11 protein-coding genes are annotated in these 10556 nt (G+C 69.0%); all 11 read left to right on the top strand.

The window, feature by feature from the left end:
- Nucleotides 1–608: 608 nt before the first annotated feature.
- The 11 genes from GGR16_RS24075 (at nt 609) to flgG (ending at nt 10541) form a co-directional block, all read left to right on the top strand.
- Complete coding sequence (locus tag GGR16_RS24075; protein WP_183318637.1) at nt 609–1547, top strand: flagellin N-terminal helical domain-containing protein; 939 nt, start codon at nt 609–611, stop codon at nt 1545–1547.
- Between the two features lie 222 nt (nt 1548–1769).
- Nucleotides 1770–3401, top strand: a complete 1632-nt coding sequence (fliF, locus tag GGR16_RS24070) for a flagellar basal-body MS-ring/collar protein FliF (RefSeq protein WP_183318635.1) — start codon at nt 1770–1772, stop codon at nt 3399–3401.
- Nucleotides 3401–4036, top strand: coding sequence for a hypothetical protein (locus GGR16_RS24065; RefSeq protein WP_183318633.1), 636 nt, complete (start codon nt 3401–3403; stop codon nt 4034–4036). The genes fliF and GGR16_RS24065 overlap by 1 nt, the downstream gene beginning before the upstream one ends.
- On the top strand, nt 4033–5259 hold the full coding sequence (locus tag GGR16_RS24060) for a flagellar motor protein MotB (RefSeq protein ID WP_183318631.1): 1227 nt from the start codon (nt 4033–4035) through the stop codon (nt 5257–5259). Before GGR16_RS24065 ends, GGR16_RS24060 begins: the two co-directional genes overlap by 4 nt.
- Nucleotides 5256–6656 carry a chemotaxis protein MotC gene (locus GGR16_RS24055; protein ID WP_183318629.1) on the top strand — a complete coding sequence of 467 codons (1401 nt, stop codon included), beginning with the start codon at nt 5256–5258 and terminating at the stop codon, nt 6654–6656. The genes GGR16_RS24060 and GGR16_RS24055 overlap by 4 nt, the downstream gene beginning before the upstream one ends.
- The gene (gene fliK, locus GGR16_RS24050; protein WP_183318627.1) at nt 6653–8008 is read left to right on the top strand and encodes a flagellar hook-length control protein FliK; all 1356 of its coding nucleotides are present in this window, start codon (nt 6653–6655) and stop codon (nt 8006–8008) included. Before GGR16_RS24055 ends, fliK begins: the two co-directional genes overlap by 4 nt.
- Complete coding sequence (locus GGR16_RS24045) at nt 7959–8528, top strand: transglycosylase SLT domain-containing protein (RefSeq protein ID WP_026015267.1); 570 nt, start codon at nt 7959–7961, stop codon at nt 8526–8528. Before fliK ends, GGR16_RS24045 begins: the two co-directional genes overlap by 50 nt.
- An 82-nt stretch (nt 8529–8610) precedes the next feature.
- Entirely contained in the window at nt 8611–8994 is a 384-nt protein-coding gene (flgB, locus tag GGR16_RS24040; protein WP_019402941.1) for a flagellar basal body rod protein FlgB, read from the top strand.
- On the top strand, nt 8994–9416 hold the full coding sequence (gene flgC / locus GGR16_RS24035) for a flagellar basal body rod protein FlgC (protein WP_019402940.1): 423 nt from the start codon (nt 8994–8996) through the stop codon (nt 9414–9416). Before flgB ends, flgC begins: the two co-directional genes overlap by 1 nt.
- Complete coding sequence (fliE, locus tag GGR16_RS24030; protein ID WP_019402939.1) at nt 9413–9742, top strand: flagellar hook-basal body complex protein FliE; 330 nt, start codon at nt 9413–9415, stop codon at nt 9740–9742. The genes flgC and fliE overlap by 4 nt, the downstream gene beginning before the upstream one ends.
- A 10-nt stretch (nt 9743–9752) precedes the next feature.
- Nucleotides 9753–10541, top strand: coding sequence for a flagellar basal-body rod protein FlgG (gene flgG / locus GGR16_RS24025; RefSeq protein WP_183318625.1), 789 nt, complete (start codon nt 9753–9755; stop codon nt 10539–10541).
- The last annotated feature ends 15 nt before the right edge of the window (nt 10542–10556 follow it).

Below are 10556 nucleotides of genomic sequence, written 5' to 3'. Positions count from 1 at the left end.
AGCAACGTTGGAGGGCGTGGATGGCCGGGACAAGCCCGGCCAAGACGAATAGGCAGGGTGTGCTGCACTCCCAGCCAAGATACCTGAACGGCGGTTTCCGGCGTCATGCCCGCGCTTGCCGCGGGCATCCACGCCCTGGAACCTCGAGCAACGTTGGAGGGCGTGGATGGCCGGGACAAGCCCGGCCAAGACGAATAGGCAGGGTGTGCTGCACTCCCAGCCAAGATACCTGAACGGCGGTTCCCGGCGTCATGCCCGCGCTCGTCGCGGGCATCCACGCCTTGAACCGTCGGGCAACGTTGGGGGGCGTGGATGGCCGGGACAAGCCCGGCCATGACGACATATAGCTGGCTCAGTGCTGTCATAGGCTGGATGTTTGTATGTAGGGTGGCAGGGATGATCGGCTCCCTGTGTCCCGCAGTGCCGGCACCCGCCACCACGCAAGCCTCGCACAAGCTTGCCCTTCTAATCTCGGCTCACCTATAGCGGATTGAGGCTGCGCTGTGCCGCGGCGCCCCTCAAAGGCATGAAGCCGCTTCGCTATGCCGGTGTGAGCCCGGCATGTCCCTTTGAAACAATCCACATCCTACTGTGAAGGGACGAAAGCCATGTCCAGCTTGCTGACCAATGCCTCGGCGATGACTGCCCTGCAGACGCTGACGGCCACCAACAAGAACCTCGCCGGCACGCAGAACCGCATCTCGACGGGCCTGCGCGTGTCGACGGCGTCGGACAACGCCGCCTACTGGTCGATCGCCACCACCATGAAGTCCGACAACGCCGCCCTCTCGGCCGTGAAGGACGCCATCGGTCTCGGCGCCGCGACCATCGACACGATGTACACCGCGCTCGACACGACGAAGGAAATCGTCACCGAGATCAAGAAGAAGCTCGTCGCTGCCCGTGACGCCGGTGTCGACCGCGCCAAGGTGCAGACCGAGATCTCGGACCTGCAGAACCAGCTCAAGGCCTCTGCCTCGTCGGCGGTGTTCAACGGCGAAAACTGGCTCGACGTCGACTCGAGCGCTGCCGACTACAACAACATCCGCGCCGTTGTCGCCTCGTTCTCGCGCGCCGGTGGTGTCGTGACGATCGACAAGATCGACATCGACATCTCCAAGATGCACCTGTTCGATGCGAACGGTAACCTCGGCATCTTCGACCTCGACCGCAGCGCCGGCTTCTCGGCGGGCGGCAACATCACCGGCACGTCGGTCTCCGACTTCGACATCTCCGGCGTGACGAACGAGGCCAACGACCTCGCCGACCTCGAAGGTCTGACCCAGGCTGTCGACGATGCCCTGCAGGAGCTGACGGACGCTGCGTCCTACCTCGGCTCGATCAAGAACCGCGTCGACATCCAGAACGACTTCGTCAACGCGCTGTCGGACGCCATCACGCGCGGCATCGGCCAGCTGGTCGACGCCAACATGGAAGAGGAATCCACCAAGCTGCAGGCGCTGCAGGTGCAGCAGCAGCTCGGCATTCAGGCGCTCTCGATCGCCAACTCCTCCATGCAGAACGTCCTGTCGCTCTTCCGCGGCTAATACTGACGCTTTGCCGAATGCGAAAGGCCGCGCCCGCCGGGCGCGGCCTTTTTCTTTGCAACCTCCGGACAAGGTTCGCGGGGGAGACTGCGGCACCACAATGCGGCGTTGTGCGCTGCAGCGTCGCGGTGGGATGCGGGGCATTCGCCTCTCGCCCAAAGCCGCAGCGGTCCGCGCGGCAAGGGCGACAAGAGCACTTTTGGCAGGAGCAAGAAGCAGTTCATGACCTCTCGTGCACAGGCCGAACAGCTCTGGGCCAACATCCGGGAACTGGGGACGCGGCGTCTGATCGCGCTCGGCTTCATCGGCCTTGCCGTCTTCCTCGTCGTCGGCCTCGGCGCCTATTATCTCAGCCGGCCGCAGCAGGAGCCGCTCTACACGGGCCTGACGCGCGAGGACGTGTCGCGCATGGGCGCCGTCCTCAAGGACGCCGGCATCCCCTTCGACGTCAGCGCCGACGGCACGTCGGTGCTCGTCAACTACGGCAACACGGCCCGCGCGCGCATGCTGCTCGCCGAGAAGGGCCTGCCGCAGAGCGCCAACTCCGGCTATGAGCTGTTCAACGACCTCGGTTCGCTCGGCCTCACCTCCTTCATGCAGGAGGTGACGCGCGTGCGCGCGCTCGAGGGGGAACTGGCGCGCACCATCCAGACGATGAGCGGCATCAAGGCCGCGCGCGTGCACATCGTGCTGCCGGACCGCGGCTCCTTCCGGCGCGAGGAGCAGCCCGCCTCCGCCTCCGTCGTCATCCGCACGGAGACGGCCGACAGCGTCACGCCGGCGCGCGCCATCCGCCACCTCGTCGCAGCCGCCATTCCGGGCATGCAGATCGACAGGGTGACGGTGCTCAACACCGACGGCACGCTGGTGCTTGCCGGCGACGACGCGGCCAGCGCCGCGACGGGGCGGATGGCCAATCTCGAGCGCACCGTCAGCCTCGAGATCCAGGACAACATCCGCAAGACCCTCGTTCCCTATCTCGGCCTCAGCAATTTCGAGGTCAGCGTCGCCGCCCGCCTCAACACGGACCGCACGCGCACCAACGAGACGATCTACGATCCCGAGTCGCGGGTGGAGCGGTCGATCCGCACCATCCGCGAGACCGAGGTCTCGCAGAACAGCAACAACCAGAACCCGGCGACCGTGCAGCAGAACCTGCCCAACGAGCAGGTGCAGGCCAACGGCGGCGAGGTGTCGAGCGAGGACAACCAGCGGCGCGAGGAGGTCACGAACTACGAGATCTCCAGCAAGACCGTGGAGACCGTGCGGGACGGCTACCGCGTCGAGCGGCTGTCGATCGCGGTGCTGGTCAACCGCGAGCGCCTCGCGTCCCTCGCCGGCGAGGGGGCGAACGACGCGGCCGTCGACCAGCAGATCCGCGAGATCGAGCAGCTGGTCGCATCGGCGGCGGGGACGGTCACGGACCGGGGCGACCAGGTCAAGGTGTCGTCCGTCAGCTTCATCGCCGATTCGCGCAATCTCGAGCCTGTCCCGCCCATCGGCATCGGCGAGCTCCTGGTGCGCCAGTCCGGCAACTTCATCAATGCCGCGACCATTCTCGTCGTCGCGCTGCTCGTCATCTGGTTCGGCCTGAGGCCGGCCGTCACCGCCATCCTCGCCCGCCCGCCGGCCGAGGAGACGCAGGTGGCCGCAGCGGCAGGCGACCCGGCCCTGCCGCCGGGGGCGGAGGTGCCGCAGCTCGCCGGCCCGGCCGAAGGCGCAAATCTCATCGAGGAGCTGACCATCCGCATGAACCAGTCGCCGCAGCGGCGCCTGGAGCAGATGGTCGAGTTCAGTGAGGAACAGGCGGCGGCCATCCTCAAGCAGTGGCTGTATCAGGAGGATGCCGCCTGATGCCGCGACCGCCCCTGGTCAGCTTTCTCATCGATTTCGACGCGGAGGAGCGCCGGCTGCCACAGCCGGCGCCCCGGCGTGCCGGGCCTCCGCCCTTCGTGCAGCCGCCGACGCGTGACACGGAGGTCATGATCGCCCAGGCGCTCGACAAGGGACGCAACGAAGGCTGGGCCGCCGCCGAGGCCGCCTGGGAGGACAAGCTGCGCGTGGAGCGCGAGCAGTTCCAGGAGCAGCTGGCCGCCGCGCGGGCGGAATGGGCGCGAACGGAGGGGGAGGCCCTTGCCGGGACGATCCATACCGCCTTCGACGCCATGCAGTCGCGGCTTTCCGCCGCCCTTGCGCGGACGCTGACGCCGTTCCTGGAGCAGGCCCAGCGCCAGCGCTCGCTCGCCGCGCTCGCCGATGCCGTGCGCACGCTGGCAGAGACGACGCGCCACGAGCTGATCGAGATCAGCGCGTCGGACGACCTCGCCGCGGCACTCGGCAGCCACCTCGGCGATCTCGCGGCCTCCGTCCGCTTCGTGGCCGGGTCCGGGCCGGACGTGCGTGTCGTCGCCGACGACACGGTCATCGAAACGCGGCTCGCCGACTGGGCGGCCGAGCTTGCGACAGCCGTTGGGCAGGACGCGTCATGAACGACAAGACCCCTTCCGAAATCATCCTCGTCCGGCGCCAGCTCGACGAAGAGGAAGCCCACCACGGCGGCGTGTGGAAGATCGCCCATGCCGACTTCATGACGGCGATGATGGCCTTCTTCCTCGTCATGTGGCTGATCAACGTGACCGACCAGACGACGCGCAGCGAGGTTGCGAAATACTTCAACCCGCTCAAGCTCGCCGACAGCGTCACGGACCGGAAGGGGCTGCGCGACCCGACGGTCGGCCACCCCTCGGGCGAGCCCGACAACCAGGGCCAGCCGCTCAACGTGCAGCCCGGCCAGGGGCCGGGCGCGGGCAACAACGACGGCCGCCAGGCCCGGGAGCAGGGGCAGAGCGCCGGGGAGGGCACGGCCAACCGCAGCGCGCAGGCACCCCAGGCCAAGTACAAGGACAGCGCCCTCTTCCAGGACCCCTACGCCATCCTGGCGCAGCTCGCGTCCGAGGCGGCCGCGACCAATGATCCGAAGCCGGTGCCGACGAGCGTCGACCTTGTCATGGGCGAGACGGCGGAGATCGGCATCACCGGCGGGGAGGCCCATCGCGATCCCTTCGATCCGACCTACTGGCGAACGGTGCCGCTCGGGCCGGCGCGCGAGGAAACCCCTGGTGAGCCGCGCACCGTGAACGAGACGCCGAAAGCGGCCAAGCCGGACGCGCTGGCGCGCGATGCGGCGGGTGTCCCGGCCGCGACGAGCGAGAGCGCGGCCGGTGAAAAGGCCGCTGCGGTTGCCGAGGCCGGCGACGAACTGGCGGCCCTTCGGCAGGAGCTGCAGGCGGCCTTCTCCGGCGAGGGGGCGGCCGTGCCCCATCTGCAGATCGAGAAGTCGGGCGAGGGCACGCTGATCAGCCTCACCGACGAGGCCAATTTCAGCATGTTCGCCATCGGCTCGGCCGAGCCGCAGCCGCAGGTGGTCCGCATCATGCAACGCATCGCCGAGACGCTGTCGAAGCGTCCGGGCAAGGTCGTCGTGCGCGGGCATACCGATGGCCGCCCCTTCCGCTCGGCGGATTACGACAACTGGCGCCTGTCGACGGCGCGCGCGCACATGGCCGTCTACATGCTGGTGCGTGGCGGGTTGTCGGACAGCCGGGTCGAGCGGGTGGAGGGTCACGCGGACCGTCTTCTCAAGGTTCCCGATGATCCGAATGCGGCGGAGAACCGGCGCATCGAGATCCTCCTCAAGGAGGAGAGCCCGTGAGGGCGCTGGCCGCAACCGTTCTTGCCGGCTTCATCGCGCTTGCCGTGGTCGTACCGGCCGTGGGCGAGGAGGTGGAGGCGCAGCCGTACGAGCTCGTGCGTACGCTGCAGCGCATGCAGGATCAGATCGCGGCAGGCTCGACGGCGGCTCATACGGGTCAGCGTGCGCTGCTCAAGCTGATCGAGGAGCGTTTCATGGCGGCGCCGGCCACGGTCTGGCAGGAGCCGCGGAACGCGCGCGCCGCCGTCGTCTACCTGCTGAGCGGCGGCCAGCCGAGCGTCATCCGTCATCTCCTCGGCTTCGAGCTGCGGCCCAATGTGGACGAGCGGCTGCTCCTCGGCGCGCTCGCCTATGTCGAGGGGCGGGAGGACGAGGCGCGCAGCCTGCTCCAGCCGGTGGCGCCGCGTGGCCTGGCGCCGGGGCTCGGCGGGCAGATCGCCCTCGTCAAGGCGGCGCTGCTCGTGCGCGACAAGCCGGCCGAGGCCATGGAGATGCTGGCCGTCGCCCGTCTGCTGATGCCGGGGACGCTGGTGGAGGAGGCGGCCATGCGCCGCGAGATCTTCGTCGCCAGCCAACTCGGCGACCTCGATCGTTTCGAGATGCTGGCGGAGCGCTACATGCGCCGCTACCGGCATTCGGTCTATGCCGGCAATTTCCAGCAGCGCTTCGCCGCGGCCCTGACGCGCCTCGACTTCACGAAGGATCGGGAACGGTTCGGCCGTCTCGACGGGATGCTCTCGAGCCTCGACCCCGCGACCCGGCGCGACCTCTACCTGCTCGTTTCGCGCGCATCGGTCTACGAGGGCCGCATCGAGGCGGCGATCCATACGGCCCAGCAGGCGCTGGCACTCTCGCCTCCCGGCGAGGAGCCGGCCGAGCGGGCGCGCCTCTACCAGGCCGCGGCGATGATCGTGACGGAAGCCGGCTATGACGAAGCGCGCGCGGAGCTGCGTCGCATCGACCGGACGCGCCTGTCGGCGGCCGACGTCGAGCTGCTCGACATCGCGCAGGGGCTGGCCCGGCATATCCGGCAGTGGCCGGCCGCCCTGCCGGAGGCGGCGGAGCCCGACGAGCCGATCGCACCAGCGCCGCAGGCGAAAGCCGATCCGAAGGCGAAGCCCGGGCAGGCCCGCATCGGCGAGAGGGCCGCGCCGGCGGCCGGCGCTGCGGCGCCCGGACCGGCGCCGAGAGGGCGGCCCGCTTCGGCTCCGGCACCGCAACGCACGGCATCGCCTCCCGCCGGTCCTCGACCGGCGGTGCAGGCGGAGGAGCCGGCACGACCGGCGCCCGTTCCAACATCCGTCGTACAGCAGCCGACGCCTACGATCACACGGGCGCAGGAGCTCATAGGGGCGGTTGACGCCCTGCTCGAGGGAGTCCAGGGAGGCAAAGAATGACGATGCTCGATCCGTCTTTCCTGCGCATGCCGGCCCAGCGCGACGTGGCGGCCGACGGCGCCAAGGGCGAGGCGCACGGCAAGCAGGATGGAGATGCGTTCCGCGCCCTCCTCGAGAAGGTGCAGGGCGCGGGAGCGCGCGGCCCGGCGGCGCGGGAGGATGGCCGCGCCGAGGCCATGCCCGCGCGAACGCTGCGAGCGCTGGTGGAGCGGCTCGGGGAAGCGGCGGGCGCCGCCGACGACGCGGCTTCCCCCGATCCGCGCCCGGCCGAAGGCGACGGTGCCGATGTGCCGCCGGACGGTGCAGAAGGAAAGGCGGGCGACGGCGCCGAGGCGGCCGCACGGCAGGCCCGCTCAGTCGCCGAGGGAGCGGCCCTGCAGGCGGCGGAACGGGCCCCGGCGAAACAGGCCGGCGCGGAGCCCGAGGGTGCGGCGGGCGTCGAGCCGGAGGCCGACGTCGACGAGCGCTCCGCCACGGCGAAGCAGCTTGCCGACACCAAGCAGGGCTTCGGCGTCGATATCGCGCCACAGCCCAAGGAGCGCCCCCTGCCGAAGATGACGGTGGTCGGGCGCGAGACACATTTCGAGCCCGTCGGCACGGTGAAGCCGCAGGCAGGCGAGGGCGAGCCGGTCGAGGAGGCGCTGCCGCGGCTGAAGGGGCGCGTCGAAAGCTCGCCGCCGGCCAGCCTGCGCGAGGGCCGGCGCCAGGCCGTGCCGGTGGCTGAAACCGCTTCGCTGCGCGCCGCGAAGATCGAGGTGCAGAACACCGGAACCGGGGCCGGGCAAGGGGAGGGGCTGCCGGCTCCCACCCTGCAGCGGCTCGGCGAGCGGCTCGCCGGCGAGGTCCGCAGCCTGTCGTCCAGCAATGCGCAATCCGGTGCGGCGACGGCGGCGGCGCATCAGGCCCAGCCGGGACAGCAGGCGGCTGGGCCGGTCCGGGTCCTGCACATCCAGCTGCATCCGGCCGATCTCGGCAGCGTGAGCGTGCGCATGCGGCTCGTCGGCGACGGCATCGAGGTGCACATGCGTGCCAGCGACGCGCGCACCGTGCAGATGCTGCAGAACGACAGCGAGGCGCTGACCAACGTTCTGCGCGCGGCTGGATACCGGCCCGAGGTGATGACGCTCCAGATCAGCTCGGCCGATGCCGGCTCGGGCCAGTCGCTGCAGGGCGGCGGCCAGCAGTCGGCGGCCGGCCAGCAGGCGTTCCATGGCGAGGCTTCCGGTGGCGGGCGCGGTGCGTCCTCGTCGCAGGGCGAGGAGCAGGCCCGCGGGTCACGGCGTGAGGGAGAAGGCGATGGCCATGCGGGCCGGGCTTCTGATCGCGATAGCGGCGGCGGCATCTATCTCTAGCAGCGCCGGCGCGGGGGCTTCCGCCAGCGGCGGCTCCGTCTGCGAAGGCGAGATCACCCGGGCCGCCGCCAAGTACGGGGTGCCGGTCGGCGTGCTCTATGCCGTCGGCTTGACGGAAACCGGCCGGCGCGGCTCCATGCAGCCCTATGCCATGAACATCCACGGCACGGCCTATTTCGCGCCGGACGCGCGGGCGGCCGTGCGCCGCTTCCACGAAGCGCGCCGTGACGGCATCAAGCTGATCGACCTCGGCTGCATGCAGATCAACCATCACTACCACAGCGATCGCTTCCCCTCGCTCGAAAGCATGCTCGATCCACGTCGCAACGTGGAATATGCGGCCCGCTTCCTCAAGGAGCTGAAAGAGCGCGAGGGAACCTGGACGATGGCGGTGGCGCGCTATCACGCGGGGCCGAACAACGACGCGGCGCAGAAGCGCTACGTCTGCCGTGTCATCGCCAACCTCGTCGCCGTCGGCTTCGGCGCGTGGACGCCGAACGCCCGCAGCTTCTGCGGCTGAGCCTCGGGGAAGACCCCAGACAGCTTCGTGCAAGGTTAACGACCTATAAACGCCTCGGCATTCGACAGTAGGAGGCGTTCTGTTGGACCCTGTCTATCTTTTCAAGGTCGCGGCCCGCCAAGCCGACTGGCTTTCGGTCCGGCAGTCGACGGTTTCGGGCAACATCTCCAACGTCAACACCCCCGGCTACAAGGCGCGGGACGTCGTGCCCTTCGACGAGGTCATGGACAAGACGCGCCTGACGCTCGCCGCCACCAACGCGCGGCACATCAGCATCGACGAGGCGGGCGCCAAGACGACGAAGGTCGGCAAGGGCGACAGCTGGGAGGTCGTGCACTCGGGCAACAGCGTCAGCGTCGAGCAGGAGATGCTCAAGGCTTCCGAGATCAACCGCGGCTATTCGCTGAACACGAACATCGTGCGGTCCTTCCACCGCATGTACCTGATGAGCGTGAAGGGATCCTGATGATCGACCCGCTACAGGCTTCCGCCCGCCTTTCCGCCGCGGGGCTCGAGGCCCAGTCGGTGCGCCTGCGCATCGTCTCCGAGAACATCGCCAACGCGCAGTCGACCGGCTCGGCTGCCGGGGCCGACCCCTACGCGCGCAAGACCGTCACCTTCAAGGGCGAGCTCGACCGTGCCCTCGGCGCCGCGACCGTCAAGGTCGACCGGGTCGGCAAGGACAAGGCGCCGTTCCGCGTCCAGTACGAGCCGGGCAACCCGGCCGCCGATGCGGACGGCTACGTCAAATATCCCAACGTCAACATGCTGATCGAAATGGCCGACATGCGCGAGGCCAATCGCTCGTACGAGGCGAACCTGCAGATGATCAAGCAGGCGCGCTCGATGATCTCCATGACGATCGACCTGCTGAGAAGCTCCTCATGATTGACCAGATCTCGTCCCTGACGTCGAACCTCGGCGGCACGCAATCGATCTCCCAGGCGCGGCTCTCGGCGATGCAGGCGGTGAACGCCGCCGCGACCGTGCGCCAGACGACGAACTTCAGCGAGATCCTGGCCCAGGTCGCCGGCCAGGCGGTGGAGACCATGCGCACCGGCGAGGCGACGGCTCTCTCCGGCATCCAGGGCCAGGCCTCGGTCCAGCAGGTCGTGCAGGCCGTGATGTCGGCCGAACAGACGCTGCAGACGGCCATCGCGATCCGCGACAAGGTCGTCTCGGCGTACCAGGAAATCAGCCGGATGGCGATCTGAGGAGGATCCGATGAGAGCACTCGCCATCGCGGCGACGGGCATGAACGCCCAGCAGACCAATGTTGAGGTCATCGCCAACAACATCGCCAACATCAACACGACGGCCTACAAGCGGGCGCGCGCCGAATTCGCCGACCTGCTCTACCAGGTCGAGCGGATGCAGGGCATTCCGAACGTCGCCGATACGGCGCCGATCCCGGAAGGGGCGACGCTCGGCCTCGGCGTGCGGGCGGCGGCCATCCGCTACGTGCACCGGCAGGGGCCGCTGACCCAGACGACGAACGAGTTCGACCTCGCCATCAACGGCCGCGGCTGGTTCCAGGTCACGGGGCCGGATGGCGAACTGCTCTACACGCGGGCCGGCTCCTTCAACAAGAATGCCGACAGGCAGCTCGTCACCATCGAGGGCTACCTCGTCCAGCCGAACATCGTGGTGCCGGAAAACACCATCGAGGTCTCGGTCAACGCCACCGGCCAGGTCTTCGCCAAGGTGGCGGGCGAGGACGCGCCGCAGGAGCTCGGCCAGCTCGTCATGGCGAATTTCGCCAATGACGCGGGCCTCGAGCCGCTCGGCGACAACCTCTACCGCGAGACGACCGCCTCGGGCGACGCCGTCCTCGGCGTCGCCGGCGATCCGGGCTACGGCAGGATCCTGCAGGGCTATCTCGAGGCCTCCAACGTCGATCCGGTCAAGGAGATCACCGAGCTCATCAGCGCCCAGCGCGCCTACGAGATGAACTCGAAGGTCATCCAGGCCGCGGACGAGATGGCGGCCACCGTCTCCAAGGGCATCCGTTGATCGGGCTCCTGAAAA

The organism is Chelatococcus caeni (assembly GCF_014196925.1).
Lineage (GTDB): Bacteria > Pseudomonadota > Alphaproteobacteria > Rhizobiales > Beijerinckiaceae > Chelatococcus_A > Chelatococcus_A caeni.
Note: the sequence above shows the minus strand (reverse complement) of the source record. Positions and strands in the feature narration are given on the sequence as shown.

What these genes read in the sequence shown, in the direction of transcription:
- GGR16_RS24075 (WP_183318637.1), top strand. Translation starts at nt 609, where the DNA reads ATGTCCAGCTTGCTGACCAATGCCTCGGCGATGACTGCCCTGCAGACG.
- fliF (WP_183318635.1), top strand. Translation starts at nt 1,770, where the DNA reads ATGACCTCTCGTGCACAGGCCGAACAGCTCTGGGCCAACATCCGGGAA.
- GGR16_RS24065 (WP_183318633.1), top strand. Translation starts at nt 3,401, where the DNA reads ATGCCGCGACCGCCCCTGGTCAGCTTTCTCATCGATTTCGACGCGGAG.
- GGR16_RS24060 (WP_183318631.1), top strand. Translation starts at nt 4,033, where the DNA reads ATGAACGACAAGACCCCTTCCGAAATCATCCTCGTCCGGCGCCAGCTC.
- fliK (WP_183318627.1), top strand. Translation starts at nt 6,653, where the DNA reads ATGACGATGCTCGATCCGTCTTTCCTGCGCATGCCGGCCCAGCGCGAC.
- GGR16_RS24045 (WP_026015267.1), top strand. Translation starts at nt 7,959, where the DNA reads ATGCGGGCCGGGCTTCTGATCGCGATAGCGGCGGCGGCATCTATCTCT.
- flgC (WP_019402940.1), top strand. Translation starts at nt 8,994, where the DNA reads ATGATCGACCCGCTACAGGCTTCCGCCCGCCTTTCCGCCGCGGGGCTC.
- fliE (WP_019402939.1), top strand. Translation starts at nt 9,413, where the DNA reads ATGATTGACCAGATCTCGTCCCTGACGTCGAACCTCGGCGGCACGCAA.
- flgG (WP_183318625.1), top strand. Translation starts at nt 9,753, where the DNA reads ATGAGAGCACTCGCCATCGCGGCGACGGGCATGAACGCCCAGCAGACC.